Below are 26,233 nucleotides of genomic sequence, written 5' to 3' on the forward strand. Positions count from 1 at the left end.
TCGTAAGGAGGTGTATCCGAGATGGCAGTACCAAAGCGCAAGACTTCCAAGGCACGCCGCGACCAGCGCCGTGCGAACTGGAAGCTCGAGGCTCCTGGCTTCGTAGCTTGCCCGCAGTGCCACGAACCGAAGATGCCTCATCATGTATGCCCGGAATGCGGCTACTATGATGGCAAAGAGGTTGTCAAGGCAGCTGAATAAGAACGATAGATGAGCAGGACATAGTCCTGCTTATTCTTTTTTTTTGCCACTTTCCCGATTGCGCGATGAGAGGCTTGCTTTTTTAGGACAAACACCGTATAATGAATCCTGATATAAGGTTGTAATATCAGGTACTAAATATTGGGGAGGAGATGAAGGCATGGCAAGGGTCAAGAAGAAGGAGCGTCAGCAGCTCCTCTTGCAGCAGGTCAAGGAGAAACCGTTCCTGACCGACGAGGAGCTCGCTCAGAAACTCGGCGTCAGCGTGCAGACCATCCGCCTCGACCGGCTGGAGCTCGGCATACCGGAGCTGCGCGGGCGCATCCGCAAGATGGCGGAGAGCGCGCAGAACAAGGTCAAGTCCATCGAGAGCGGTGATGTTGTCGGTGAACTCATCGACCTCGAGCTCGGCCATTCCGGCATCTCTCTTCTGCGCATCACCGATGACATGGTCTTCGCGAAGACGAAGATCGCCAAGGGCTACTACATGTTCTCGCAGGCCAATTCCCTGGCCCTCGCGCTCATCGATGCGCCGATGGCCGTCACCGGCGTGGCAAACGTCAAGTACAAGGTGCCGGTGCACGTCGGCGAGAAGCTCATCGCCAAGGCGGAGATCGTCAAGGTACGCGGCAATAAGTATTTTGTCTGGGTCAAGACGCGAAATGATACCCAGGAAGTATTCCGTGCGAAATTCATCATGGTTTCGTGGGGAGAGGAGTGAGGAGGAATTCTGGCATGAAGATTGCAGTTGATGCCATGGGCGGCGATTACGCACCGCTCGAGATTGTTTTCGGTTCGGTGCGCGCCGCCAAGAAATACCATTGTGAGATCGTCCTCGTCGGCGACGAGGCGAAGATCCGCGAGGTCCTGTCGAAGGAGCCGGGCTGGGAGAAGCTCGGCATCTCCATCCACCACGCCTCGCAGGTCATCGAGATGGGCGAGCATCCGGCCGATGCCGTGCGCACGAAGAAGGATGCCTCCATCGTCGTGGCGACGCGCCTCGTCAAGGACGGCGTCTGCGATGCTGTGCTGTCGGCTGGCAGCACGGGCGCGGCCGTGACAGCAGCGCAGCTCATCCTGCGCCGCATCAAGGGCATCGGCCGTCCGACTATCGCGACGCCAATGCCGACACCGAAGGGTGTCACATTGCTTCTCGACTCCGGGGCCAACGTGGACTCGAAGCCGGAGCACCTCGTCCAGAGCGGCATCATGGGCTCAATCTACGCCGAATACGTCTTCAAGATCAAGAACCCGCGCGTCGGACTGCTCAATATCGGTGAAGAGGAGACGAAGGGAAATGAGCAGGCCAAGGCGACGTACGCACTGCTCAAGAACATGCACACGATCAACTTCTGCGGCAATGCCGAAGGGCGCGATGTGCCGAAGGGCAACTTCGACGTCGTAATTTGTGATGGATTTGTTGGCAATGTTGTGCTAAAATTTGCAGAGGGACTGGCAAAGACAATCCTGAAGCTTATCAAAGAGGCCATCAAGGGCGGCGGCATCCTCGCCAAGCTCGGTGCGCTTCTCCTGATGCCGACGCTCAAGAAGCTCGGCAAGCGCCTCGATGTCACGGAGTACGGCGGTGCGCCGCTCCTCGGCGTCAACGGCTGCTGCATCATCAGTCACGGTTCGTCGAACGCCAAGTCCATTTGCAGTGCAATCGGTGTGGCGAACGATTATGTCCGGGGGGATGTCCTCGCACACATCCAGGATACACTTGCAAAGGAGGATATACTGACGCATGATGGAGACAAGAAATAGCGCTGGTATCATCGGGACAGGCTGGTATGTTCCCGAGAAGGTCATCACGAATGAGGACCTCGAGCAGATGGTCGACACGAATAACGCGTGGATCGTCGAGCGCACGGGCATACACGAGCGCCATGTGGCGCGCGAGGACCAGCCTGTATCGGACCTGGCGGAGCGCGCAGCCCGCATGGCCCTTGAAGATGCCGGCGTGCGTGCCGAAGACCTCGACCTCATCATCGTCGCGACGATGACGCCGGACCGCACGATTCCCTCGACGGCCTGCATCCTGCAGGACAGACTGGGGGCCTCGAAGGCCGGTGCCTTCGATCTCTCGGCGGCCTGCTCAGGCTTTGCCTATGCGGCAGCGACGGCCTGCCAGTTCATCGAGACGGGCGTCTACCGCCACATCCTCGTGGTCGGCGCGGAGACGCTCTCGAAGGTCGTGGACTGGACGGACCGCAATACCTGCATCCTGTTCGGCGACGGCGCCGGTGCCGCTGTCTTTGGCCCGGTCGACAAAGGCTTTGGCCTCTTGAGCTTCGACCTCGGCAGCGATGGCGCGGGCGGCGACCTGCTCGACATCCCTGCAGGCGGCAGTCAAAAGCCGCTGACGGCAGAATCCCTGCTGATGCACGAGAACTGCATCCACATGGACGGCAGGGCGGTCTTCCGCTTCGCAGTCAAGATCCTAGGCGAGACGGTCGAGAAGTCGCTGGAGCGCGCAGGCATCGAGAAGACGGAGATTGACTGGCTCGTCCCGCATCAGGCCAACACGCGCATCATCGATGCAGCGGCGAAGCGCCTGGAACTGCCGGCGGAGAAAGTCATCGTCGATATCGGGAAATATGGCAATATGTCAGCGGCGTCCATACCGGTTGCCCTGGCGGAGGCAGTGCAGGCGCACCGCTTCAAGAAAGGCGATCTCATTGCCCTGGCCGGTTTTGGTGCCGGACTCACCTGGGCATCCTGCATCATGAAATGGGCTAAGGAGGACTAATCTGATGTTTGAAAACAATGCAATCTGTAAGTTACTCAACATAAAGTACCCGATCTTCCAGGGCGGCATGGCCTGGATCGGCACGGCAGAGCTCGCTTCGGCCGTCTCGAATGCCGGCGGCCTCGGCATCATCGGCGCCGGCCACATGCCGCCGGAGATCCTGCGCGCAGAGATCCAGAAGTGCAAGGGCTGGACGGATAAGCCGTTCGGCGTCAATGTCATGCTCATGAGCCCGTACGTCAAGGAAGTCATGCAGGTCGTGCTCGAGGAGAAGGTCCCCGTCGTCACGACGGGCGCTGGCAACCCGGGCGAATACGTGCCGGCCCTCAAGGAGATCGGCACGAAGGTCATCCCGGTTGTCGCATCGGTCGCACTCGCGAAGCGCCTCGTGCGCTCTGGCGTCGATGCCCTGATTGCAGAGGGCACGGAGTCGGGCGGCCACATCGGCGAGATCACGACTATGGCACTCGTGCCGCAGATCGTCGACGCTGTCGACGTGCCGGTCATCGGTGCGGGCGGCGTCGCGGATTCGCGCGGCATGGCGGCTGTCTTTGCGCTCGGCGCACAGGCCGTCCAGATGGGCTCCCGCTTTGTCATGAGTGAGGAGTGCATCGCGCATCCGAACTACAAGAAGATGGTCCTCAAGGCGAAAGACCGCTCGACGGTCGTCACGGGCCGCACGCTCGGCCATCCGGCACGCGTGCTCCACAACAAGCTCACGCGCAAGTATGAGGAACTCGAGGCGGCAGGCGCTCCGGCAGAAGAGCTCGAGAAGCTCGGCGTAGGCTCCCTGCACCGCGCGACGCATGAGGGCGATGTCGAGAACGGTTCCGTCATGATCGGCGAGATCTCGGGCATGCTTCACGACATCAAGCCGGTCAAGGCAATCATCGAAGACATCGTCGCAGGCCTGCCAGGCGTCATCGAGACGATCCAGGACGACTGCAGATAATCACGATAAGTCAAGCACGTTGCTATCATAAATAAATACAGTAAATCTAATATATAAATAGAGCATAGATACATGCAATACAGAGAAGCAAGAGCGAATCTAGAACAGGGGGTAGTGAAAGGTGAATAAACTCGCATTCGTATTTCCGGGGCAGGGCGCACAGGCTGTCGGGATGGGCAAAGACCTTTTCGACCAGTATGACGTCGCCAAGAGACTCTTTGCCGAAGCCGACGAGGCACTTGGATATTCCATCAAGGACATGTGCTTCGAGGGGCCGGCAGACGACCTCAAGCTCACGGCCAACACGCAGCCGGCTATCCTGACGGTCAGCGTCATCGTCAACGAGATCCTCAAGGAACACGGCGTACAGCCGGATGTCGCCGGCGGCCACAGCCTCGGCGAGTACTCGGCTCTCGTCGCAGCGGGCGTCCTTTCTTTCAAGGATGCCGTCGCGCTCGTCCACAAGCGCGGCCAGTACATGCAGGAGGCCGTCCCCGTCGGTGAGGGCGGCATGGCCGCCATCATCGGCCTCGACGACGAGACGATTGCCGCCGCCTGCGAGAAGGCGACGAAGGAAGCTGGCGAGGTCCAGCCCGTCAACTTCAACTGCCCGGGCCAGACGGTCATCGCCGGCACGACGAAGGGCGTGGAGAAGGCCGTCGAGGAGCTCAAGGCAGCTGGTGCCAAGAAGGCCGTCATTCTGCCCGTCTCTGCGCCGTTCCACTCGACGCTCATGAAGCCGGCCGCCGAGAAGCTCGCAGACGAGCTCGCGAAAGTCGCAATCCACGATGCTGCCTTCCCGGTTGTCTCGAATTACACGGGCGAACTGGAGACGAAAGCAGAGGAGATCAAGGCGAACCTTGTCGCACAGGCTGACCATCCGGTCCGCTGGATCACCTGCGTCAAGACGATGCAGGCCTTCGGTGCTGACACGTTCGTCGAGGCCGGTCCGGGCAAGACGCTCTGCGGTTTCAATCGCCGCATCGACCGTTCTATCAAGAGTCTCAATGTCGAAAACCTTGAAAGTTTGCAAAAAACGCTTGACTATTTGAAGGAGGTTCGCTAATATGCTTTTAGATGGGAAGGTCGCACTCGTAACGGGTGCGTCGCGCGGTATCGGCCGTGCCATTGCTATCCGCCTCGCTTCTGAGGGTGCCAAGATTGCCATCAACTTCGCTGGCAACCAGAAGGCAGCGGAGGAAGTCAAGAGCGAGATCGAGAAGAATGGCGGCGAGGCAATCCTCGTGAAGGCCAATGTGGCAGACAGTGCTGCAGTAGAAGAAATGTTTGCAAAAGTTGTCGAGGCGTTCGGCACGGTTGACATCCTCGTCAACAACGCCGGCATCACGCGTGACGGACTTCTGATTCGCATGAAAGAAGAAGATTTCGATGCGGTCATCGATACGAACCTCAAGGGCGTATTCTACTGCACGAAGGCAGCTGCGAAGATCATGATGAAGAAGCGCAGCGGCCGCATCGTCAACATGAGCTCGGTCGTTGGTCTCATGGGCAATGCCGGCCAGACGAACTACGCTGCAGCGAAGGCTGGCGTGCTCGGCTTCTCGAAGTCGGCAGCCAAGGAACTCGCTGCACGCGGCATCACGGTCAACATGGTTGCACCGGGCTTTATCGACACGGATATGACGGCAGTCCTTTCGGACAAAGTCAAGGAAGCGATGGTCCAGGAGATTCCCATGCGCAAGATGGGACGTCCGGAAGATGTCGCCAATGCCGTGCTTTTCCTCACATCGGATTGTTCATCCTATATCACTGGTCAGGTCGTCAATGTAGACGGCGGCATGGTTATGTGATATAACTATATAGGATACTAATTTAAGGAGGTGAAACTTCATGTCGACTTTTGAAAAAGTTAGAGATATCGTTGTTGAGCAGCTGGGCGTTGAGCCGGACGAGGTCGCAATCGATTCTACCTTCATCGATGATTTGGGCGCTGACTCCCTGGATATCGTTGAGCTGATCATGGCTTTCGAAGAGGAATTCAACATTGAGATTCCGGATGAGGCTGCTGAGAAGATCAAGACTGTTCAGGATGTAGTTACCTACATTGACCAGCACAAGGACAAATAAGATTGAGCGTCTTACCTTTTGAGAATCCCGTGAAGTTGCTTCGCGGGATTTTCTTAAGAGGTAAAATGATTGGAGGAGTAACATTGAAACTTCCAGAGCTTAAGATTGGCAACAAGATTGCGCGTGTACCGATCCAGCAGGGCGGCATGGCAATCCGCTTGTCAACGGCCCGTCTGGCCGCAGCCGTTGCGAACGAGGGCGGTATCGGCCTCATTGCTGCATCTGGCATGAGCCACGACGAACTGCGTTATGAAATCAGGCTCGCACGTTCGCTCACATCTGGTATCATTGGCATCAACATCATGGTAGCAGCTCGTGATTTTGCTGGCATTGTCAAGACGGCCATCGATGAGGGCATCGATCTCGTTGTAGCAGGTGCAGGCTTTTCACGCGATATGTTTGGCCTTGGCAAGGAGTCTGGAACGCCGATCGTTCCGATTGTTTCCTCTGTAAAATTAGCTAAAATCTCGGAGCGTCTTGGCGCAGCAGCCATCGTGCTGGAGGGCAAGGAAGCTGGCGGCCATCTCGGGACGAACACGTCGGTACGTGATCTCATCTCGGATGTCAGTGCAGCAGTCAAAGTCCCGGTCATCGCGGCCGGCGGCGTCCTTCATGGCCAGGACATCGTTGATCTGATAAAGATGGGCGCAGCAGGCGTCCAGATGGGCTCGCGCTTCGCGGCTTCGGAGGAATCCAACGCGGCACCGGCCCTCAAAGAATATTACCTGAAATCAAAGCCGGAGGACATCGTCGTCATCCACAGCCCTGTCGGGCTGCCAGGGCGTGCCGTGCGCACGCCGTTCTCGGCACGCGTCCTCGAGGGCCCTGTGCCGCCGAAGACGTGCGACGCATGTCTCAAGGCCTGCAAGCATAACTTCTGCATCATCCGCGCGCTGATCCGCGCGCAGCAGGGAGATGTGGAGACGGGCCTCGTCTTCACGGGCGAATACATGCCGCGCATCGACAAGATCATGTCGGTGCACGAGATTTTCGAGCAGCTCAAGAAAGAAGCAGAAGCTGCCAACTGAGTCCCCGATGCCGCAGGGAGCACGGGGACAGCAAGATACAAGATATTAGAGGGGAGTCATTGTTTTGAGTAAACGCGTAGTAATTACGGGCCTGGGGGCCATCACCCCAATTGGCATCGGCAAGGACGCATTCTGGGAAGGCCTCATGGAAGGCAAGAACGGCATCGGCAAGATCACCCGTTTCGATGCATCGGAATACGGTGCACAGATTGCAGGCGAAGTCAAGGGCTTCGAGCCGACGGACTACATCGACAAGAAGGAGTCCAAGCGCATGGACCGCTATGCACAGTTCGCTGTCGCTGCGGCTAAGCTGGCAATCGAGGATGCAGGTCTCGATCTCGAGAAGGAAGACCGCGACCGCATCGGCACGTACATCGGCGCGGGCATCGGCGGTATCGAGACGATGCACGCTCAGTACAAGAAGCTCTTTGACAAGGGCCCGAACCGCATCAGCCCGTTCTTCATCCCGATGATGATCGCGAACCTCGCCGCTGGCCAGGTCGCCATCACCTACAAGCTCCACGGTCCGTCTTCGTGCGTCGTCACGGCCTGCGCGACGGGCACGAACTGCATCGGCGATGCCTTCCGCGTCATCCAGGAAGGCAAGGCAGATGTCATGGTCGCTGGCGGCACGGAAGCAGCCATCAGCCAGGCAGCTGTCGCAGGTTTTGCTGCGATGAAGGCACTCTGCATGGACCACAACGATGATCCGGAGCACGCATCGCGCCCGTTCGACAAGAACCGCAGCGGCTTCGTCATGGGCGAAGGCGCTGGCCTCGTCATCCTCGAGAGCCTCGAGCATGCCAAGGCGCGCGGCGCACACATCTACGCAGAGCTCGCCGGCTACGGTGCAAACTCGGATGCCTACCACATGACGAGCCCGGCACCGGGCGGCGAATACCAGGCCAAGTGCATGCAGCTCGCCATCGACGACGCTGGCCTGCAGGCCGCTGACGTCGACTACGTCAATGCACACGGCACCTCGACGCACCTCAACGATGAGGGCGAGTCGCTGGCCATCAAGGCCGTCTGGGGTGAGCATGCCAAGGACGTCTCCGTCTCGTCCATCAAGTCGATGACGGGCCACCTGCTCGGCGCTGCCGGCGGTATCGAGGCAGTTGCCACGGCGCTGACGGTCGAGAACGACATGATGCCGCCGACGATCAACTATGAGACGCCGGACGAGGGCCTCGACCTCGACTACGTGCCGAACAAGGCGCGCGCGAAGAAAGTACGCGCGGCCATCTCGAACAACTTCGGCTTTGGCGGTCACAATGCGTGCATCGTCATGAAGAAGTACACGGAGTAATGCGATGAGAAACGTTCGGAAGGAAGGAGGAGAGCGCCGCGATCAGCTGTTGGCGCTCTCGGAGCGCCTCGGCGTGACCTTCCACGATCTCGCACTCCTCGACCAGGCTCTGACGCATACCTCGTATGCCAATGAGTCGAAGCGGAACACGCCCCATAACGAACGCCTCGAATTTTTGGGGGATGCTGTGCTGGAGCTTGCCTCCAGCACCTATCTCTACGAGCACTTCCCGGAGATGCCGGAAGGCGAGCTCACGAAGACGCGTGCGAGCATTGTCTGCTCGACGACGCTCGCCAAGCTCGCGTCCGGACTCCATCTCGGCGACTACCTGCTCCTGGGACGCGGTGAGGAGATGGGCGGCGGGCGCACGCGCCAGACGAACCTCGAAGATGTCTTCGAGGCCGTCATCGGTGCTGTCTACCTCGACCAGGGCTGGGAGGCGGCGCAGGCTTACGTCGTGCGCCAGCTACGCGGCGAGTTCGAGAACGCCGAGCACGGTGCCATTCTCAAGGACTACAAGACCATCCTGCAGGAGATTGTCTTCCGCAAGGACGGGCAGAGCATCACGTATGAGCTCGTCTCCGAGTCCGGCCCCGACCACGCCAAGGAGTTCACGTTCCGCGTGCGCGTGACGGGAACAGTCATGGGCGAGGGCACAGGCCACAGCAAGAAAGAAGCGGAGCAGCACGCTGCCCGCGCTGCACTCGAGAAAATCGCCCCGCATACGCAGAAAAAGCGCTGAGCAGCGCTGTAATATAGAGCAAGGGTGCTGACAAGGTCGGCACCTTTGTTTTATAATTAAATTGTAGTCAAATGAGATAAATGAGATAGTGGATGGGAGATGTTTTCATGAGAAAACTTACGATGCTCGGCACGGGCAATGCCATGGTGACGAAATGCTACAACACATGCTTCTATGTGACGCTTGAGAATGGTGCGCTGTTCCTGACGGACGCAGGCGGCGGCAACGGCATCCTGCGCCAGCTTGAGCTCGCGGGCTTCGACTACCAGAAGTGCCATCATATGTTCGTGACGCATGGCCACACGGACCACGTGCTCGGCGTCATCTGGGTCATGCGCAAGGTCGCGGACCTCATGAACAAGGGCAAGTATGAGGGCGAGTTCCACATCTACTGCCATGATGTCGTGCGCGACATGCTGCTCGCGATGACGAAGATGACGCTAAAGAAGAAGGATTTCGCACGCGTGGGCACGAGCATCTTCCTGCACGAGGTCAAGGACGGCACGGTCGTCAACTTCGAGGGGCTCCAGCTCACGGCCTTCGATATCCTCTCGACAAAGGCGAAGCAGTTCGGCTATGAGCTGCGCTTCCCTGATGACATGCGCTTCACCTGCCTAGGTGACGAGCCCTACAACGAGCACGACGAGGTCTACGCCAAGGGTGCAGACTGGCTGCTCGCCGAGGCTTTCTGCAAGTACGGCGACCGCGATAAGTTCAAGCCGTATGAGAAGAACCACTCGACGGTCAAGGAGGCCAGCGAACTCGCCGAGACGCTCGGCGTCAAGAACCTCGTGCTCTATCACACGGAGGACAAGAGCATCGAGAGCCGCAAGCAGGCGTACACAGCGGAGGCCAAAGAGTACTATCACGGCAATGTCTTCGTGCCGGACGATCTCGACGTGATCGATCTCGGCTGAGCGCGGCTGTCACACGGGAAATGGGGATGAAAAAAGGAGAAGCGGATGATGCTTCTCCTTTTTCTGTCGTATGCTGTTGCCTGGCGGCTGCCGACTTGATGCTGGTTCAGCCGTTGTGCGACGGGCCCATCTTCTCGATGTAGTGATTGAGGTCCGTGATGGAGTGGTAAAGCTCTGCTCGCTCCTCCTCGCTGAATTCCTGCAAGCTGCTCAGGAACTTCTGACGCACAATCTCATTCTGGTCGTCGAGCATCTTCTCGCCTGCGGATGTCATCGAGACGAGGATGCGGCGCCGGTCCTCGCGGTCCTGCTGCTTCGTGACGAGTCCGGCCTGCATCAGCTTGTCGCAGATGTTCGTCATCTGCTGCTTCGAGATCTTCAGGCGTTGCCCAATCTCAGAGATGGTGGCCTGTTTCTCGAGGCGTAGCGTCATGAGCGTCGCGAACTGGTTGAGCGGTATCGGCGTTGCCAGGTTGCGGTAGAAGTTGCGGTGGATGAGCACGAGCGTCTCGATGAAGGCGAAGGATATATCTGTGGAGGCTTCCGGGGATGGCGTCGTCATGACATCACTCCTTTAAGAATCGTATAAGAGAATTGCAATCAGAATGGTATAAGACGGTTCAAAGACAAATATAAGACGGTTTTTCTTGACTTTTATATAGATATACTATACTATAAAAGTCGTTAATAGTAAACATTTATTTACTAATCGAACAGTGAAGAAGGTATCATCCGATATCACCAAAGTCAAAGGAGGTTATCTCTTTGTTTTTTGCGAAGAACAAGAAACCGCTGGCTCTCATGCTGACCTTGGCGCTCTCGGCCACGGTGCTCCTCTCAGGCTGCGGCGCGAAGCAGCAGCAGCAGGCAGCGGGGGCAACCCAGGTCAAGGCCATGAAGGTCCTGCAGCAGGACGCGCCGGTCAGCAGCGAGTATGCTGGCCAGATTGTCGGCCGGGATGAGGTCAAGGTCCAGTCGAAGGTGTCCGGCAAGATTGTCGAAAAGTATTTCCATGGCGGTGACCATGTAGAAGCCGGGCAGCCGCTCTACCGCCTGGACTCCCGCCAGTATGAGTCCGCAGTCTTGCAGGCGCAGGCAAATCTTGCTCAGTCACAGGCGACGCTCTCGAATGCGCAGACCGATCTCTACCGCGACCAGTCGCTGCTCGCCGCTGATGCCATCTCGGAGCAGACGGTGACGACGCAGCAGGCAAATGTCAATGCCTACTCGGCCGCGGCTGCCGCCAACGAGGCGCTCGTGCAGAAAGCACAGCAGGACCTCGATGACACGGTCGTCTACGCGCCGATGTCGGGGCAGGTGTCCGTCGACGATGTCGCTGTCGGCACGTTTGCCACGGCCGGCAACACGAATCTCGTGACCATCGGTACGATCGACCCTGTCTTCGTGCAGTTCAGTATCTCGGAGGCCGAGTATCTGAAATTCCGCAACATCCAGTCCATGCAGAGCGGTTCGGGCAATCCGCTTGACGTCACGGTCAAGCTCTCCGACGGCTCGACGTACCCGATGGACGGACGCATCGTCCAGGCCGACCGCGCGCTCGCCCAGAATACGGGCACGCTGACGTTCAAGGCTCTCTTCCCGAATCCGAACGGCCTGCTGCTGCCGGGCATGTTCGCGCGCGTCAAGCTCACGGGCGAGACAATCCCGAACGCCATCCTCGTGCCGCAGCGCGCTGTCCAGCAGCTGCTCGACAAGACGTTTGTCATGGTCGTCGGCGCTGATGGCAAGTCGGAGTCGCGCAGTATTGAGCTCGGCCAGCAGATCGGCAGCTATTACATCGTCAAGAGCGGCCTCTCCGCCAGTGACACGGTCGTCGTCGAGGGCCTCTCGAGTCTGACGGAGGGCAAGGACCTCGCCGTCACGATGGTGACGCCTGAGGAGATGGGCTTCTCGTTCGATGAGGATACGATGCCGTTTGACACGATGACTTCTTCGGAAGCAAACAGCGGCGACAGCAACAGCTAAGGGGGCGGCGTCTTGTCTAAATTCTTTATCCACCGCCCGATATTCGCCATCGTCATCTCGCTGATCATCGTCATCGCCGGCTCCATTGCGGCAACGCAGCTGCCAATCGCGCAGTATCCGCAGATCTCGCCGCCGACGGTCAGCGTCAGCACGTCGTACACGGGCGCGAGTGCGGCCGTCGTCAACCAGACGGTTGCGCAGATCGTCGAGGACCAGGTCAACGGCACGCAGGGCATGGATTACATGTCCTCAACCTCCGATGATACGGGCCGCTACAGCCTGTCGGTCACGTTCGAGGTCGGCACGGATGGCGACATGGACTCGGTCAAGGTGCAGAACAACGTTGCTTCGGCGACGAGCCAGCTACCGTCTGAGGTCCAGCAGGTCGGTGTCACGACCAAGAAATCGACGAATGATATGGCGTACATGATGTCATTCTATTCGCCGGACGGCACGTATGACCGTGCCTTCATGAAGAACTACGCGACGATCTACCTGCTCGATAAGCTCAAGCGCATCAACGGCGTCGGCGATGTCCAGGTATTCGGCTCCGACTACGCGATGCGCGTCTGGCTCAATCCAGACAAGCTCGCAGAGTTGGGCCTTACGGTCGCCGATGTCTCGGCTGCCATCAAGGAGCAGAATGTCCAGGCCCCGGCCGGTACGGTCGGCGCCATGCCGGTCAACAACGGCCAGGAAAAGCAGATGTCCGGCAAGATCGAAGGCCGCCTGACGACGCCGGAGGAATTCGGCAACGTCATCATCAAGTCGAACGGTGACGGCCAGTTCGTCCGCCTCAAGGATGTTGCGAAGATCGAGACGGGCTCTCAGTCGGAAGCCATCATCTCGAAGTTCAACGGCTACCCGGCCGTCGGCTTCGGCATCAACCTGACGAGTGATGCCAATGCCATGAAGACCATCAGCGAAGTCCGCAAGGTCTTCGATGAAGCGAAGGAGACGCTGCCGCCGGGCATGCAGATGTCGACGATCTTCGACTCGACGAACTACATCAGCACGTCCATCGAAGAAGTCCTCATGACGTTCTTCGAGGCCCTGCTGCTCGTCGTCTTCGTCATCTTCGTATTCCTGCAGAACTGGCGCGCGACGGTCATCCCGCTGCTCGCCGTGCCGGTCTCCCTGATCGGTACGCTCGGCGCCTTCATTGTGCTCGACTTCACGATCAACACGCTGACGCTCTTCGCGATGGTCCTTGCCATCGGCCTCGTCGTCGATGATGCTATCGTCGTCATCGAGAATGTTGAGAAACACATGGAAGAGGGCTTGACGCCTATCGATGCGACGGAGCGCGCCATGGATGAAGTCCAGGGCCCGGTCATCGCCATCGCTATCGTCCTCTCGGCCGTCTTCGTGCCGGTCGCCTTCCTCGGCGGCATGACGGGCGTCCTTTACAAGCAGTTCGCCCTGACGATCGCCGTCTCGGTCTGCCTCTCGGCCTTCGTGGCCCTGACGCTGACGCCGGCGCTCTGCGCGATGATGCTCAAGCAGCACACGGAGAAGGACGACGAGGGCGTGCTCGGCCGCTTCTTCGCCAAGTTCAACAACTGGTTCGAGCGCATGAAGCGCGGCTATGTCGGCATCGTGGCGAATTTCATCCGCCACTCGCGCCTGGCCATCATCTTCCTGCTGATCGTCTCGGGCTGTGCCGGCATCATCTACAAGAACCTGCCGTCGACTTTCGTCCCGAGCGAGGACCAGGGCTACATGTTCGCAGCTGTCGAGATGCCGGATGGTACTTCGGCCAACCGCACGCAGGCCGTCGTCGACAAGCTCAACGCGGCCATGATGGAAAATATCAAGGGCCTGCAGAGCACGATGGCCATCACAGGCTTCTCGCCGCTCTCTGGCGGTTCCTCGTCGAGTGCCGGCATGATCGTCGTCGGCATGAAGGACTGGTCGCAGCGTGAAGATGCAGCTTCTTCCATCAATGCGGCCGTGCGCACGACATTTGGCCTTGGCGCCAAGGTCGCGCCGGAGGCGACGGTCATCGCCATGAACCCGCCGGCTCTGCCGGGCCTCGGCATGACGGGCGGCTGGACGCTCCAGCTGCAGGATATGACGGGCCACACGGAGACGGAACTCAACGACATCACCAAGAAGATTGTCGCAGAGGCCAACCAGCGACCGGAGCTCGCCGGTGTGCGCTCGACGTACTCTGTCGGCTCGCCGGTCGTCCAGTATGAGGTCGACCGCGAGAAGGTCAAGAACCTCGGCATCCAGCTCTCGGATGTCTTTGCCGCAATGCAGGTCAACTACGGCGGCTATCAGGTCAACGACTTCAACCGCTTCGGCCGCAGCTACAAAGTCATGCTGCAGGCCGACAACGACTACCGCAGCTCGACTGACCAGATGAAGTTCATCTTTGTCAAGTCGAGCAAGGGCACGATGGTCCCGCTCGACACGCTGCTGCGTCCGAAACTCACGTCGGGCCCGTCGAGCATCTCCCGCTTCAACGGCACGCGTTCCATCCAGATCACGGGCCAGACGGGCAATGGCTATTCCTCTGGCCAGGCCATGAATGCCATCAAGGAAGTCGTCCAGCAGAACGCTGGCACGGGCTTCAACATCGAGTGGTCTGGCCAGAGCCGTGAGGAGGCCAAGGCTTCGAGTTCGACGATGCAGGTCCTCGTGCTCTCGCTCGTCTTCGTCTTCCTCTGCCTTGCAGCCCTCTACGAGAGCTGGAGCGTCCCGTTCGCCGTCCTTCTGACGGTGCCGACAGGCATCTTCGGAGCGGTGGCATCTGAGTACGGCCTCTCCATCCTCGAGGCGATGCTTGGCCATCAGAACGCCGGCCTCCAGGACAGCGTCTACATGCAGATCGGTATCATCGCGATCATCGGTCTTGCAGCCAAGAACGCCATCCTGATCGTCGAGTTCGCGAAGGTCCGCGTCGACCGCGGCATGGAGCCTGTCAAGGCAGCAATCGAGGCGGCCGGCCTGCGCCTGCGCCCAATCCTCATGACCTCGTTTGCCTTCATCATCGGCTGTATCCCGCTGGCCATCGCCACGGGTGCCGGTGCTGCAGCGCGTAACGGCATGGGCGTCGCCGTCGTCGGCGGCATGCTCTTCGCGACGGCCATGGGTATCTTCCTGATCCCCGTGTTCTTCGTCGGCATGGAGTGGATTGCCGCCAAGCTCGGCCTCGTCAAGCAGGAGCGTAAGAAATCCTCGGCCGATTACATGTGATCCAGAATGCCATCGCAGAGTCGATGTGCTATCCATAGAAAGGCACCTTCCTTGTCAGGAGGGTGCCTTTTTTGGTATACTAAGAATATACTGACCCCTATGCGCTGAAATCGAATGAGTCAACATAGATGCGTCAATCACGATGGATTGTCATGAAAGGAGAGAACTACATGGCAGCAGATAAGAAAGAAGCAGCAAGTAAACAGGAAGCGCTCGAGAATGCGCTGAAGAAGATCGAGAAGGACTTCGGCAAGGGTTCGATTATGCGCCTCGGCGATGCCAAGGCACACATGGACATCGAGGTCATCCCGACGGGCATCCTGCCGCTCGACATCGCACTCGGCGTCGGCGGCATTCCGCGCGGCCGCATCATCGAGGTCTACGGCCCGGAGTCTTCCGGTAAGACGACGGTCACGCTGCACATGATCGCCGAAGCACAGAAGAACGGCGGCATCGCGGCCTTCATCGATGCCGAGCACGCGCTCGACCCGGTCTATGCCGCCAAGCTCGGCGTCAACATCGATGATCTCCTGATCTCCCAGCCAGATACGGGCGAGCAGGCACTCGACATCGTCGATGCACTTGTGCGCAGCGGCGCCATCGACATCATCGTTGTCGACTCCGTCGCCGCACTCGTGCCGAAGGCCGAGATTGAGGGCGACATGGGCGATAGTCACGTCGGTTTGCAGGCTCGTCTCATGAGCCAGGCCATGCGCAAGCTCACGGGCATCATCGCGAAGTCCCGCACGGCGGCCATCTTCATCAACCAGATCCGCGAGAAGGTCGGCGTTATGTTCGGCAACCCCGAGACGACGACGGGCGGCCGCGCGCTGAAGTTCTACTCGTCCGTCCGCCTCGACGTCCGCAAGATCGACACGCTCAAGCAGGGCCAGGACGTCATCGGCAACCGCACGCGCATCAAGGTCGTCAAGAACAAGGTCGCGCCGCCGTTCCGCACGGCAGAGTTCGATATCATGTACGGCGAGGGCGTCTCGCGCCTCTCGAGCATCATCGACATGGGCGTCGACCTCGACATCGTCGACAAGAGCGGCGCCTGGTTCTCCTACAACGGCACGCGCCTCGGCCAGGGCAAGGAGAATGCCAAGCAGTCCCTGCGCGATCAGCCGGCCATCTGCGAGGAGATCGAGGCCAAGATCCGTGCCAAGCTGCTTGAGAATCCCGAGGCGGGTGATTCGCTCAAGCAGGCGGAGGCAGAGGCCGAGCGGGCAAATGAGGGCGCTCCGGCCGATGACGAAGCATGATGTACCGCAGCTACCACGCAGGCTCAGGCGCCTCGGATGAGGAGACGCCGCGCCCGCGCCGCCGCGCCCGCCGCAATTGCACGAGACGGGCAGAGGGCATAACGGAGGGGGAGGCTTCCGCAGCCCCGGCAAAACCGGCGAAGACGGCCCTCATAGCTGCCGTCGACATCCTCGCGCGCCAGGAGTACAGCGAAGCAAAGCTTTATGAGAAACTCGCGCGCAAGGGCTACCGTGACGAAGAGATCGAAGGCGCCATCGCGCGCCTCAAGGAGCGCCGCTACCTCAACGACGCCGAAGCGTGTGCGCGCCAGTTCGCCTTTCTCTACACGGAGAGCCGCAATTCCGTGCGCCAGATCTGTCTCAAGCTCCGCCAGCGGGGCTTTACCAAAGGGGACATCGACGCCTGCAAGCCAAAGGACACCTATGAGCGCGAGAAGCAGGCCGCCCTGCGCGTGCTCGCCCTCAAGTACCCCCACAATGCGGACCGCCAGAAGATGATGGCCAATCTCTACCAGAAGGGATTTGAAGCAGGAACGGCAAGGGATGCTGTCGAACTATACAGGAGTCAGGGCGCCGGAGATGGAGAGGCCTGACACGGACATGCTTCCACTGCCGCACTGCTCATGACGTGCGGATACGATAAGAAATGAGGGATTTCATGGAACGATTCAACGTTCGTCTTGATGCGCAGGAACTGCGCGAGAAATTTTTCAATTGCCGGGGCAGATTGAACCGCAAGCCGTTCATCATGCGGCTGTTCGGCGTCATAGTCGTCTCCACGATCGTGGCGATGATCTTCTACACGCTCTTCTACAGTCTGCTCGGCAGCAAGCAGGTCGCCGACGGCGCGGCTATCGTCATCTCCATCGTCGAGGTCGTCGCCATCTACACACTCGTCGTGCGCCGGCTCCACGACCTCGGCATGGGACAGCCGCTGGCCGTCCTCTACCTCGTCATCGCCATCCTGCAGCCGTTCTTCTTCCGCCTGATCGCAGAGCTTCCTGATGACAGCATGGAGGCACAGGTCGTGCAGGGGCTCAACCTCTTCACGATGCTGCTGATCGTCTGCCTCATGATGATCCGCGGCAAGCGCGGCCCAAACCAGTACGGTGATGATCCGCTGCAGAAGAGATGAATCAAGTGAACCAGGAAACGCCGCATCTGCGGCGTTTCTTTTTGCTCTGCCATGATATCTATGATATAATTTGAAAAAGTAGGTTTTTGATTTGGGAGGAACAAAATTGAGTAAGCCTGTAAATGAAATGATTCTCGTACTGGACTTCGGTGGCCAGTACAATCAGCTCATCGCGCGCCGCGTGCGTGAAAACCATGTCTACTGCGAAGTCCATCCGCAGTCGCTTTCGCTGGAGAAGATCCGCGAGATGGCGCCGAAGGGCATCATCCTGACGGGCGGCCCGAACAGCGTCTACACGGAAGACGCTGTGACCTGCAGCCCGGAGATCTTCAAGCTCGGCATCCCCGTGCTCGGTATCTGCTACGGCTCCCAGCTCATGGCCCATCTTCTCGGCGGCAAGGTCGAGACGGCACCGACGAGCGAATACGGCAAGACGGAAGTCACGCTCAATGAGGCGGGCAAGGCATCGAAGCTCTTTGCAGGCGTGCGCGAGAAGAGCATCTGCTGGATGAGTCACACGGACTACATCGCCAAGGCACCGGAGGGCTTCACGGTCACGGCCTTCACGTCGGTCTGCCCGGTCGCCGCGATGGAGAACGCCGAGCGCCGCCTCTACGCGACGCAGTTCCATCCGGAAGTCATGCACACGGAACAGGGCAAGGAGATGCTCCACAACTTCGTCTACAATGTCTGTGCGTGCAAGGGCGACTGGAAGATGGACTCCTTCGTCAAGACGACCATCGAGGAGCTCAAGGCCAAGATCGGCAAGGGCAAGGCACTCTGCGCGCTGTCGGGCGGCGTCGACTCGTCCGTCGCAGCCGTGCTGCTCTCCAAGGCCATCGGCAAGCAGCTGACCTGCGTCTTTGTCGACCACGGCCTGCTGCGCAAGGACGAGGGCGACCAGGTCGAAGCCGTCTTCGGCCCGGAAGGCCCGTACGACCTCAACTTCATCCGCGTCAATGCGAAGGACCGCTTCTACGAGAAGCTCAAGGGCGTGACGGAGCCGGAGAAGAAGCGCAAGATCATCGGCGAGGAATTCATCCGCGTCTTCGAGGAAGAGGCCAAGAAGATCGGTGCTGTCGACTACCTCGTCCAGGGCACGATTTACCCGGATGTCATCGAGAGCGGCCTCGGCAAGTCGGCCGTCATCAAGAGCCACCACAATGTCGGCGGCCTGCCCGACTTCGTCGATTTCAAGGAGATCGTCGAGCCGCTGCGCCTGCTCTTCAAGGATGAAGTGCGCGCTGCCGGCCGCGAGCTCGGCCTGCCTGAGTACCTCGTGAACCGCCAGCCGTTCCCGGGCCCGGGCCTCGGCATCCGCATCATCGGCGAGGTCACGGCCGAGAAGGTCAAGATCGTCCAGGAAGCAGACGCCATTTACCGCGAGGAAGTCGCCAAGGCTGGCGTCGAGGGCCTCGGCCAGTACTTCGCCGCGCTGACGAACATGCGCAGCGTCGGCGTCATGGGCGATGGCCGCACCTACGACTACGCCATCGCCCTGCGCGCTGTCATGACGAGCGACTTCATGACGGCCGAGAGCGCCCAGCTGCCGTGGGAAGTCCTGCAGAAGACCACGAGCCGCATTGTCAACGAAGTCAAGGGCGTCAACCGCGTGCTCTACGACTGCACCGGCAAACCGCCCGCAACGATCGAATTCGAATAAGAGCCATATCAGTATCAAAGGAAGGGCCTGCTCGCTTTGAGCAGGCCCTTCTTTTGTCCGGAATATGAAGTACGGAATTATGAAAGCCCATGTCGCGATGAATTAGCAATTATTCCAAAGGGCGGGGCTTGACGATTTTCAGTCAGGAGTTTCGAGGTCAAAGGTACTCCGGAGCGTTATAAGATTGCTGGAAGATCGTTTGTCAACATTTGAAAACATGTATCACAGCGCCTGTGCGTCCAGGCGGCATTGTGATACGGAAGATAGGTAAAGGTGGTATAACAGCAGATGGATCTTTTTGAATATGCGGCTGAGCGCCGGAAAGAAAAGGAGGCTCCCCTTGCTGCCAGGATGCGTCCGCAGACTTTAGAAGAGGTGGTTGGTCAGGAGAACATTGTAGGGAAGGGAAAGCTTCTTTACCGTGCGATTAAAGCGGACCGGATCAGCTCGGTTATCTTTTATGGACCGCCTGGCGTGGGGAAAACAACCCTCGCACGTGTGATCGCTGGTACTACGTCCGCTGATTTTCATCAGGTGAACGCAACGATTGCAGGAAAGAAAGATCTTGAGGAAGTTGTCGCAAGAGCTAAAGAGAATCTGGGCGGTTACGGAAGAAAAACGATTCTTTTTATTGATGAGATCCATCGGTTCAATAAGGCACAGCAGGACTATTTGCTGCCATATGTGGAAGACGGCACGGTGATTCTGATTGGTGCAACAACAGAGAATCCGTATTTTGAAGTGAATGGTGCGCTTCTTTCGAGATCGAGAATTTTTGAACTGAAGCCGCTCTCGAAGCAGAATGTCCTGACTTTGATCCACAGAGCGTTCGCTTCGGAACGGGGACTAAAAACATATCATGCTGATATCACGGAGGATGCGGCAGATTTTCTGGCCGATATCGCAGATGGCGATGCCCGCGCCGCGCTAAACGCTATAGAACTTGCTGTGCTTACGACAGATCCGGGAAGTGATGGAACGATACATGTCACACTGGAAGTGGCAGAGGAATGCATACAGAAGAAGGCAATCCGCTACGATAAGACCGGGGATCATCATTACGATACAATCGCTGCATTTATTGAGTCCATGTGCGGTTCGGATCCGGATGCGGCCCTCTATTATCTGGCTCGGATGCTGGAAGCGGGCGAGGATGTGAAGTATATTGCACGCAGAATGCTGGTAGCTGCATCTGAAGAAGTTGGTAATGCCGACCCGATGGCAATCTGTGTTGCAGCATCGGCGGCAATCGGTGTAGAGCGCGTTGGCATGCCGGAGGGGAGAATCATTTTGGCACAGGCGGCCGCCTATATCGCTTCCGCCCCAAAATCCAATTCTGCTTATCTTGGCATTGAGAAGGCCTTGTCAATTGTCCGGAAGACGGGCAATCTCCCGATTCCTTCCTACCTGCAGGACTCTAGTTATAAAGGTGCCAAAAAGCTCGGACGGGGTATTGGTTACAAGTATGCGCATAATTATCCGAATCACTGGGTGGAGCAGCAGTATCTTCCTGATGCGATTCGTGAAGAACGGATATATGAGCCGAATGATATCGGCCACGAGGCAGACATCAAGGCCTATTTTAGAACGATTGGGAAAGAACCCAAAAGGTATGCGTTTGTTGACCCATCGCGGTCCGGAAGGCCTGAGAAACCATGGGAAGATAAAAAATGATACATGCGGACGGCGAACAGCCGCCCGCATGTATCATTTGGATCTCAGTCCTCGTGGAAGAACTCGATGATCTTGTGGATGGCGAGCGCCATGTGGTTGGGGTTCTGGAAAGTCGCTTGCGCTGCAGATGAGCTTGCAGCGGATGCTGAGCCCCTGCTCGTTGATATCAAAATGCTTTTCCCTGATTGAATCCCTCGTTTTCTTGTGTGGTTATTGCGTATTCATTATACGCTGTTCATCGATGGATTTACAATCTAAGTGCAACAGCTCCTAGACAACCAAATTAAAATGACACATAGACCTCTCTGCTATAATGGTGTTTGAAAAGAACTACCTACAGCAAAGGATGACCTATGTGCCACTACACACATCTTACACCATTTGAGCGAGATAAAGATACTTTTTTTCTTGCTGAGGGCAAATCTATCACGGAGATTGCCCATCTGCTGAACCGGAGCAAGTCGACCATCTCGCGTGAGTTTCGCCGCAATGCGGCTCCAGCTGCCCAACCTATGTCGTACTGCCCGTTGACTGCACAAGCACTCTACAAGCAACGCAGAGAAGCCTGTCGCCCTCATAAACGCTTGGCCTATGCGCCACTGCACGCGCTTACATCCAAACCTGTGTCGTGGAGTACCACTGGTCGCCAGAGGAGATTGTCGGACGGATCCAGTTGGAGCATGGCTGCCGTCTCGTCAATGTTCCGACGATCTACCGCGCTATCCACGCAGCAAAGGTGTTGCACTTAGCTTGACAATTCGCCGTTTAAATTTATCAATACATGATTAAAAGTGAACTCTATCTGACTAGATAAAATATAATTACGAACCCGATGATGCTTTTTCAGAAATGATTTTTTTCATTATTGCAGCGGATTCGAGTATATTCATTGATTCATCATTGATTTTCATAGCACCAACTCGGAAGTTTCCATCTTTTAGCATAATGAATTGCATTTTGAAATCGGCAGGCTCACCATTCCATCTGCATTTACCAGTGAACTCTACAACTTCTTTATTGTCAGTCGACGTAAAAGAGGTCCATTTCGGCTCACCGAAAAATTCTTTGAATGCTGGGCCAATTTTTTGATTAGGGATGGCCTCTAAGTAGCCATTTTGAACAATTTGTATATTTTTATTAAGAGGTGATGAACCATTGCTGGTAGCAAAGATAGCTATGACAGCTATGATGATGGCACCTAATAAAAATCTCCATTTTTTCTTTTTAGGGAAGATAGACATATTTATTCCTTCTTTCTATGTTATTCTATATACTAGTCGATATGTGAAATTGGGTTACAAAATATCTGATAGAAAGTCAATGACGTCACCGACAGTATCGCTAGCTGCATCTGCAACATCACTTGCCGTATCGGCAATGTTGCTGGCAGCGTCCGATAGTGTGTCGTGATTATCACGAATGAGATGATCTGCTAACTGAGCGCCTACATTGGATGAAAGTATGGAACTGCCGACCGAAGATGCAGCTTCAGCTGTTGCTACGCCAGCGCTTCCGTTCATGGCACCAGCGGCCATAGTGCCGATTCCCGCGCCAACAGCACCGACAGCAGCAGTTTTTAGATAAGGATTCATACTGACTGTCTGCGTCGTTGCCATGGACAGATTCTTAGATAAATTTGCAATATCTGCATATTTATCAGCTAGAGCCTTCAATTGTTGCAAAAGCGCTTGGTCTTGGCATTTGGCAGCTTTGTCCAAATGGGCATAGACAGCTTGCAAGTCTGGCAAGTTTACTGCAGCCATCATGCTCTGGGCTGTTGTCAGCTCTTTCTGAGCAGCTATGGAATCAGATGACTGACTTGCAAGTACAGGTGCTTTATGCCCGCATCTGGTGTAAAAATTTTCTTCTGGACTGAGTTCTTTGCCACAGTTTGTACAAAACATAGATAATCCTCCCTTCTGTACAGTTGCTGTAAGTTGCTCATCAATATAGTTTATTTGCTCTGGTTTGCCATCAGCGCATATCTGTCGAAATCAATGATAGAGTTATGTGCATTAATGATTTTGTATAATGCTAAAAGCCCCACGAAAGGAATTAGGAGCATGATAACAAAACCAGCTCCAGACCCGATGCGGTCACCAATCATATGTCGCTTGTCCATTGCTTCATCGAGAGCAGCAGCCATCTTATTAAAGAACCAAATCGGATATATTCCGAAGGAAAAAATAGAAAATAGTACAATCTGGAAGCCGCTGGAGGTCGTGTGTCGTCCCAACATACTGGATACATCTTTTTCTAAACGAATGGGATAATAAAGACCATAAAGGCCTAGTGTGACTATCGATAGAAGAATGAGAGAGAGTAAACTCATTTTTTCAAGTTGAGCCACATAAACGGTATTCTGTACATCAGGAGAAATGAAGGAGGCTGACGGATTGCCATAGGTCTGATTTTGCATAATCGGTTGATTGGATGATGGAACTATAGATTCTGTCTGGTTTACTATCGAAGCAGGTTTTTGAGGTATACTTCCTACTTCCTCTGTGTCTAATGAAGCACCACATTTTGGACAAAATTTCTCGTTATAATCTAATTTTGTACCACAATTTTTACAATAACTCATAATAATACCTCCTAAATGTGTAAAAAAGAATATAGTTTGTTTCATTTTGCTTAACTCAGATGGTATCATATTATCTAGATACTATCTTCTAAGCTAATTTTGTTCTAAATTCCTGAAATATTGTACTTAAGAAAATGATGAATCTTTATCCATAATTTTTCATAATAGTGGCTGACTCGATTATGGTCATGGGATTATCATTGATGCTCATAAATTCAACGATGCGTTGACCGTTGTCGGCTTCAAAAGACTTCTATTTCAGGTCGACAAAGAAATTTTCCAATGCTTTGCCGATGTATCGATCGGAAAATATATTCATGTGATCTTTCTTGAAAGTTTGGACGTATTTGTCTTTTTTAGAACACCCGCCGGCGAGGACGACGAATAGGAGCAGATATATCATGCAGGATATCGCTCCTAGATTTTTTTATTTTTTGAACCATCCCATATCAATGCCTTCTTTCTATTTTTTGATAGGTAAGAGTGACTGTTTACTCTCTATTTTCTGAAAACATATTGCCTTTTCTATGTATTGCATACGCGAACCTCCTTTGATGGATATTATGTACTTCAGTAGAGAGAAACACACTATCAGTGATTATAACTCACTATTTCTACATATTGTTCTAAATTCCTGCTAATTATGTCAAAAAAAATTCACGGCTTTTGTGAGTCTTTCTTTCTACCTATACTATATGGTAGGAAAGGAGGGGGCAGGATGAACCTGACGGCTCAACGGCTGCGTGCGCTGCGCAAGCGGGAAGGACTATCGCAGACGGAGGTCGCGAGGATTCTCGGCATCACGAGGACGGCTTACAACAAGTACGAGAGTGGCGCGAGCGCGCCGTCGCGAAAGTTGCGCGAACTCGCTCAGCTCTATCATGTCTCGACGGATTACATCCTCGGGGAGGAGGATGCACTGGCGGAGAAGCTGCGCGAAGCGGATGCGCGGACGAGCAGTCATCTCCGCAAGTACCTGAATCTGAGCGACGAAGGAAAGGATATCGTAGACATCACGCTTGATGCAGTATATGCACGTGAGAGCAATGATGTATCGTCGACTGAAAGCAGCCGCCCGCGTGTGAAGAATACGGCGGCTGCTCCAAAGAGTCCGACTGTTGCAGGCGAAGCACCGACAGACAGACATTGACTCCTTTTTTCATTATACAAATGTCCCCGCAGGATTTGTTGTCCTGCGGGGACATTTTGTCTTACTGGAACGGTATCATTTTGCGCGGAAGTCAAGTGCGAAGGTCGGGGTGGAGATGACCTGTGGCCCCATGCCGGTGGTGGTGACGGTGAGATGGGTGCCGCCGCCGCGTGTGGGGAAGCTGCCGAGCGGGATGGTGAGCTCGGCTGTGGCGCCGGGGACAATGGCACCGGCGGTGGTAGTCTCCTGATTGCTGCCGTCGGAGACGGTAAGGATGGGGGAGGCAAAGATCTCGTCGCTTTCATTCGTTATCTTGGCTGTGATACTGTAGGCGGACAGTGAGCCGCTCTGCCAGACGGCGGCGGGGACAATCTGCATGGCACCACCATTTGAGATAGGGGTGTCCCATTGGTCCATCCAGGCGTTGAGGCGGTCGCCGTTGCAGTAGAGGCGGACGCGCACGCGGTTGGGAGCTGGGGCCTCTTCGCCTGTGGTGGCAGATCTTGTTGCAGTTGGCGCAGCTTGGGATGTGGGTGCTGCTTGTGGGGCTGTAGCCGTGCTGTCTTTTGCTGGTGCGGATGAAGCCGGCAGTTTTGCAGGTGGATCGAGCTGTTTTTTTGCCTGTTCGACGCTATTTTTGAGAGACTGCTCTTTGTTCTTGACGGCTTTTTTTACCTCATGGCTGAAATTTTTCAGTTCGTCATGACCGGGCAGAGGCTGTTCGGGATAGCGGAAGCGATGCCAGAGCAGGATGGCGGCAAGAGAGCAGAATGCGATGCCTGCCAGGATGAGTGCGCGCCTGCCATAGTAAAAGAGCTTCGCGTGGCGCACGGCGCGGGCGAGCTTGGCGGCGCTCTGGTAGCGGCGAGCGGGGTCCTGTTCCGTGCATTTTGCAAGGATGGGGCGCAGCGGACCGTGGTAGCCGGGGCCCAGAAGTTCGCGGACGGTGACGCCGAGTGCGTATAAATCACTGCGCGCATCGGTCTGGGCGCTGCCATACTGCTCCGGCGGCGCATAGCCTTTTGTGCCGAGCAGCCGCGTGTCTTCTTCGTGTCCTTCTTTTACGGTCCGCGCGGCATCGAAGTCGATGAGCCGGTAGAGGCCGCTTGAGCTCGCGCCGGGCGGCTCCATGATGTTCGATGGCTTGATGTCGCGATGGAGGATGCCGTGCTGGTGCAGGAGTGTCAGGCCGCTGCATAAGGTCAAGATCAGGCGAGTGGCCTCTTGAGGCGTCAGGTAATGCTTCTGCTCGAGCCGGTTGGACAGCGGTTCTCCGGCAATGAATTCTTCGATGACAATGGTCGTGCCGGCAGGCGGCAGTTCTGCCGTGTAGAATACCTTGGGGAAGACCTCGCAACCGATGTCCTGCAGTTCTTTGTAGGGAAGCCCCATGGCTTGGAGGCTCTTCTTGACAAAGATGGGCCTGCCGTGCGATTGGTCTGCCATCGTATCTTCGACGAGAGAAATCGTGCCATGCGGGGATTCCTTGATGATGCGCAGCGTATGGTAACGGCTCGCTAAGTAGTCTGCAACGAGCTGACTGGCCCGCTTTCCTGCTTCCTCTGTCTTTTCCATTGCCATCGATGTCA

Annotated in this window: 26 protein-coding genes and 1 pseudogene; 21 read left to right on the plus strand and 6 right to left on the minus strand. The window is 56.4% G+C overall.

Translation table 11 applies throughout. The features are described from left to right. Positions 1 to 21: 21 nt before the first annotated feature. The 12 genes from rpmF (at position 22) to QDI87_RS10135 (ending at position 9,986) form a co-directional block, all read left to right on the plus strand. The gene (gene rpmF / locus QDI87_RS10080; protein WP_005842638.1) at positions 22 to 201 is read left to right on the plus strand and encodes a 50S ribosomal protein L32; all 180 of its coding nucleotides are present in this window, start codon (positions 22 to 24) and stop codon (positions 199 to 201) included. Positions 202 to 361: 160 nt separating this feature from the next. Next, positions 362 to 922, plus strand: coding sequence for a transcription factor FapR (fapR, locus tag QDI87_RS10085; protein ID WP_055161515.1), 561 nt, complete (start codon positions 362 to 364; stop codon positions 920 to 922). A 14-nt stretch (positions 923 to 936) separates the two neighbouring features. Beyond that, complete coding sequence (gene plsX / locus QDI87_RS10090) at positions 937 to 1,965, plus strand: phosphate acyltransferase PlsX (protein WP_255240958.1); 1,029 nt, start codon at positions 937 to 939, stop codon at positions 1,963 to 1,965. Then, on the plus strand, positions 1,946 to 2,950 hold the full coding sequence (locus tag QDI87_RS10095; RefSeq protein WP_255240959.1) for a beta-ketoacyl-ACP synthase III: 1,005 nt from the start codon (positions 1,946 to 1,948) through the stop codon (positions 2,948 to 2,950). The genes plsX and QDI87_RS10095 overlap by 20 nt, the downstream gene beginning before the upstream one ends. Before the next feature lie 4 nt (positions 2,951 to 2,954). Further along, the gene (gene fabK / locus QDI87_RS10100; protein WP_055161523.1) at positions 2,955 to 3,902 is read left to right on the plus strand and encodes an enoyl-[acyl-carrier-protein] reductase FabK; all 948 of its coding nucleotides are present in this window, start codon (positions 2,955 to 2,957) and stop codon (positions 3,900 to 3,902) included. Between the two features lie 121 nt (positions 3,903 to 4,023). Further along, positions 4,024 to 4,968, plus strand: a complete 945-nt coding sequence (gene fabD, locus QDI87_RS10105; protein WP_055161526.1) for an ACP S-malonyltransferase — start codon at positions 4,024 to 4,026, stop codon at positions 4,966 to 4,968. A gap of 1 nt (position 4,969) precedes the next feature. Next, entirely contained in the window at positions 4,970 to 5,713 is a 744-nt protein-coding gene (fabG, locus tag QDI87_RS10110) for a 3-oxoacyl-[acyl-carrier-protein] reductase (RefSeq protein ID WP_255240960.1), read from the plus strand. A gap of 40 nt (positions 5,714 to 5,753) precedes the next feature. Then, entirely contained in the window at positions 5,754 to 5,990 is a 237-nt protein-coding gene (locus QDI87_RS10115) for an acyl carrier protein (RefSeq protein ID WP_005842646.1), read from the plus strand. A gap of 83 nt (positions 5,991 to 6,073) precedes the next feature. Next, positions 6,074 to 7,018 carry an NAD(P)H-dependent flavin oxidoreductase gene (locus QDI87_RS10120; protein ID WP_055161532.1) on the plus strand — a complete coding sequence of 315 codons (945 nt, stop codon included), beginning with the start codon at positions 6,074 to 6,076 and terminating at the stop codon, positions 7,016 to 7,018. 64 nt (positions 7,019 to 7,082) lie between these two features. Beyond that, positions 7,083 to 8,327, plus strand: a complete 1,245-nt coding sequence (gene fabF, locus QDI87_RS10125) for a beta-ketoacyl-ACP synthase II (RefSeq protein WP_055161535.1) — start codon at positions 7,083 to 7,085, stop codon at positions 8,325 to 8,327. Between the two features lie 4 nt (positions 8,328 to 8,331). Continuing rightward, on the plus strand, positions 8,332 to 9,069 hold the full coding sequence (rnc, locus tag QDI87_RS10130) for a ribonuclease III (RefSeq protein WP_255240961.1): 738 nt from the start codon (positions 8,332 to 8,334) through the stop codon (positions 9,067 to 9,069). A 107-nt stretch (positions 9,070 to 9,176) separates the two neighbouring features. Further along, positions 9,177 to 9,986, plus strand: a complete 810-nt coding sequence (locus tag QDI87_RS10135) for an MBL fold metallo-hydrolase (protein WP_055161541.1) — start codon at positions 9,177 to 9,179, stop codon at positions 9,984 to 9,986. Positions 9,987 to 10,092: 106 nt separating this feature from the next. On the opposite strand, the gene QDI87_RS10140 is transcribed toward QDI87_RS10135, so the two are convergent. Continuing rightward, the gene (locus QDI87_RS10140; protein WP_055161544.1) at positions 10,093 to 10,548 is read right to left on the minus strand and encodes a MarR family winged helix-turn-helix transcriptional regulator; all 456 of its coding nucleotides are present in this window, start codon (positions 10,546 to 10,548) and stop codon (positions 10,093 to 10,095) included. A gap of 203 nt (positions 10,549 to 10,751) precedes the next feature. Here QDI87_RS10140 and QDI87_RS10145 point away from each other — a divergent pair, with 203 nt between their 5' ends. The 7 genes from QDI87_RS10145 to QDI87_RS10175 all read left to right on the plus strand — a co-directional run bounded on the left by QDI87_RS10145 (position 10,752) and on the right by QDI87_RS10175 (position 20,910). Then, entirely contained in the window at positions 10,752 to 11,972 is a 1,221-nt protein-coding gene (locus QDI87_RS10145) for an efflux RND transporter periplasmic adaptor subunit (RefSeq protein ID WP_278743200.1), read from the plus strand. Between the two features lie 12 nt (positions 11,973 to 11,984). Then, positions 11,985 to 15,176, plus strand: a complete 3,192-nt coding sequence (locus tag QDI87_RS10150) for an efflux RND transporter permease subunit (protein WP_278743202.1) — start codon at positions 11,985 to 11,987, stop codon at positions 15,174 to 15,176. Between the two features lie 170 nt (positions 15,177 to 15,346). Further along, a complete protein-coding gene (gene recA / locus QDI87_RS10155) occupies positions 15,347 to 16,438 on the plus strand; it encodes a recombinase RecA (protein WP_244881883.1) in 1,092 nt (363 codons plus the stop codon). Next, positions 16,435 to 17,031, plus strand: coding sequence for a regulatory protein RecX (locus QDI87_RS10160; protein WP_278743204.1), 597 nt, complete (start codon positions 16,435 to 16,437; stop codon positions 17,029 to 17,031). The genes recA and QDI87_RS10160 overlap by 4 nt, the downstream gene beginning before the upstream one ends. A 65-nt stretch (positions 17,032 to 17,096) precedes the next feature. Next, positions 17,097 to 17,573, plus strand: coding sequence for a DUF805 domain-containing protein (locus tag QDI87_RS10165; RefSeq protein WP_278743205.1), 477 nt, complete (start codon positions 17,097 to 17,099; stop codon positions 17,571 to 17,573). Between the two features lie 127 nt (positions 17,574 to 17,700). Then, entirely contained in the window at positions 17,701 to 19,236 is a 1,536-nt protein-coding gene (gene guaA, locus QDI87_RS10170; protein WP_278743389.1) for a glutamine-hydrolyzing GMP synthase, read from the plus strand. A gap of 288 nt (positions 19,237 to 19,524) precedes the next feature. Then, positions 19,525 to 20,910 (plus strand): replication-associated recombination protein A, encoded by a 1,386-nt coding sequence (locus QDI87_RS10175; protein WP_255240964.1) that lies wholly within the window; start codon positions 19,525 to 19,527, stop codon positions 20,908 to 20,910. Between the two features lie 44 nt (positions 20,911 to 20,954). Here QDI87_RS10175 and QDI87_RS10180 read toward each other — a convergent pair whose 3' ends face one another. Continuing rightward, complete coding sequence (locus QDI87_RS10180; protein WP_255240965.1) at positions 20,955 to 21,080, minus strand: hypothetical protein; 126 nt, start codon at positions 21,078 to 21,080, stop codon at positions 20,955 to 20,957. Positions 21,081 to 21,263: 183 nt separating this feature from the next. On the opposite strand from QDI87_RS10180, the pseudogene QDI87_RS10185 reads away from it, so the two are divergent. Further along, positions 21,264 to 21,640 (plus strand): annotated as a pseudogene (locus QDI87_RS10185) (transposase); the annotation flags it as partial. Between the two features lie 91 nt (positions 21,641 to 21,731). Here QDI87_RS10185 and QDI87_RS10190 read toward each other — a convergent pair. The 3 genes from QDI87_RS10190 to QDI87_RS10200 are packed head-to-tail and all read right to left on the minus strand — an operon-like array spanning position 21,732 to position 23,494. Continuing rightward, positions 21,732 to 22,151: a hypothetical protein gene (locus QDI87_RS10190; protein WP_255240866.1), complete on the minus strand. Its 420-nt coding sequence runs from the start codon at positions 22,149 to 22,151 to the stop codon at positions 21,732 to 21,734. 54 nt (positions 22,152 to 22,205) lie between these two features. Continuing rightward, on the minus strand, positions 22,206 to 22,814 hold the full coding sequence (locus QDI87_RS10195) for a zinc ribbon domain-containing protein (protein WP_278743207.1): 609 nt from the start codon (positions 22,812 to 22,814) through the stop codon (positions 22,206 to 22,208). Positions 22,815 to 22,864: 50 nt separating this feature from the next. Then, the gene (locus tag QDI87_RS10200; RefSeq protein WP_255240864.1) at positions 22,865 to 23,494 is read right to left on the minus strand and encodes a DUF4234 domain-containing protein; all 630 of its coding nucleotides are present in this window, start codon (positions 23,492 to 23,494) and stop codon (positions 22,865 to 22,867) included. A gap of 718 nt (positions 23,495 to 24,212) precedes the next feature. Between QDI87_RS10200 and QDI87_RS10205 the strand changes: the two genes are divergently transcribed. Beyond that, complete coding sequence (locus tag QDI87_RS10205; protein ID WP_055161620.1) at positions 24,213 to 24,644, plus strand: helix-turn-helix domain-containing protein; 432 nt, start codon at positions 24,213 to 24,215, stop codon at positions 24,642 to 24,644. A 75-nt stretch (positions 24,645 to 24,719) separates the two neighbouring features. Here QDI87_RS10205 and QDI87_RS10210 read toward each other — a convergent pair whose 3' ends face one another. After that, a complete protein-coding gene (locus tag QDI87_RS10210; RefSeq protein ID WP_055161623.1) occupies positions 24,720 to 26,225 on the minus strand; it encodes a protein kinase domain-containing protein in 1,506 nt (501 codons plus the stop codon). Positions 26,226 to 26,233 lie beyond the last annotated feature (8 nt).

The sequence above is a fragment of the Mitsuokella jalaludinii genome, from assembly GCF_928722185.1.
In the GTDB taxonomy this organism is placed as follows: Bacteria; Bacillota; Negativicutes; order Selenomonadales; family Selenomonadaceae; genus Mitsuokella; species Mitsuokella jalaludinii.

Bases quoted from the DNA above. Each gene is read 5' to 3' on its own strand.
- rpmF (WP_005842638.1), top strand. From the start codon at position 22: ATGGCAGTACCAAAGCGCAAGACTTCCAAGGCACGCCGCGACCAGCGC.
- fapR (WP_055161515.1), top strand. From the start codon at position 362: ATGGCAAGGGTCAAGAAGAAGGAGCGTCAGCAGCTCCTCTTGCAGCAG.
- plsX (WP_255240958.1), top strand. From the start codon at position 937: ATGAAGATTGCAGTTGATGCCATGGGCGGCGATTACGCACCGCTCGAG.
- QDI87_RS10095 (WP_255240959.1), top strand. From the start codon at position 1,946: ATGATGGAGACAAGAAATAGCGCTGGTATCATCGGGACAGGCTGGTAT.
- fabK (WP_055161523.1), top strand. From the start codon at position 2,955: ATGTTTGAAAACAATGCAATCTGTAAGTTACTCAACATAAAGTACCCG.
- fabG (WP_255240960.1), top strand. From the start codon at position 4,970: ATGCTTTTAGATGGGAAGGTCGCACTCGTAACGGGTGCGTCGCGCGGT.
- QDI87_RS10115 (WP_005842646.1), top strand. From the start codon at position 5,754: ATGTCGACTTTTGAAAAAGTTAGAGATATCGTTGTTGAGCAGCTGGGC.
- rnc (WP_255240961.1), top strand. From the start codon at position 8,332: ATGAGAAACGTTCGGAAGGAAGGAGGAGAGCGCCGCGATCAGCTGTTG.
- QDI87_RS10135 (WP_055161541.1), top strand. From the start codon at position 9,177: ATGAGAAAACTTACGATGCTCGGCACGGGCAATGCCATGGTGACGAAA.
- QDI87_RS10140 (WP_055161544.1), bottom strand. From the start codon at position 10,548: ATGACGACGCCATCCCCGGAAGCCTCCACAGATATATCCTTCGCCTTC.
- recA (WP_244881883.1), top strand. From the start codon at position 15,347: ATGGCAGCAGATAAGAAAGAAGCAGCAAGTAAACAGGAAGCGCTCGAG.
- QDI87_RS10160 (WP_278743204.1), top strand. From the start codon at position 16,435: ATGATGTACCGCAGCTACCACGCAGGCTCAGGCGCCTCGGATGAGGAG.
- QDI87_RS10165 (WP_278743205.1), top strand. From the start codon at position 17,097: ATGGAACGATTCAACGTTCGTCTTGATGCGCAGGAACTGCGCGAGAAA.
- guaA (WP_278743389.1), top strand. From the start codon at position 17,701: ATGATTCTCGTACTGGACTTCGGTGGCCAGTACAATCAGCTCATCGCG.
- QDI87_RS10175 (WP_255240964.1), top strand. From the start codon at position 19,525: ATGGATCTTTTTGAATATGCGGCTGAGCGCCGGAAAGAAAAGGAGGCT.
- QDI87_RS10190 (WP_255240866.1), bottom strand. From the start codon at position 22,151: ATGTCTATCTTCCCTAAAAAGAAAAAATGGAGATTTTTATTAGGTGCC.
- QDI87_RS10195 (WP_278743207.1), bottom strand. From the start codon at position 22,814: ATGTTTTGTACAAACTGTGGCAAAGAACTCAGTCCAGAAGAAAATTTT.
- QDI87_RS10200 (WP_255240864.1), bottom strand. From the start codon at position 23,494: ATGAGTTATTGTAAAAATTGTGGTACAAAATTAGATTATAACGAGAAA.
- QDI87_RS10205 (WP_055161620.1), top strand. From the start codon at position 24,213: ATGAACCTGACGGCTCAACGGCTGCGTGCGCTGCGCAAGCGGGAAGGA.
- QDI87_RS10210 (WP_055161623.1), bottom strand. From the start codon at position 26,225: ATGGCAATGGAAAAGACAGAGGAAGCAGGAAAGCGGGCCAGTCAGCTC.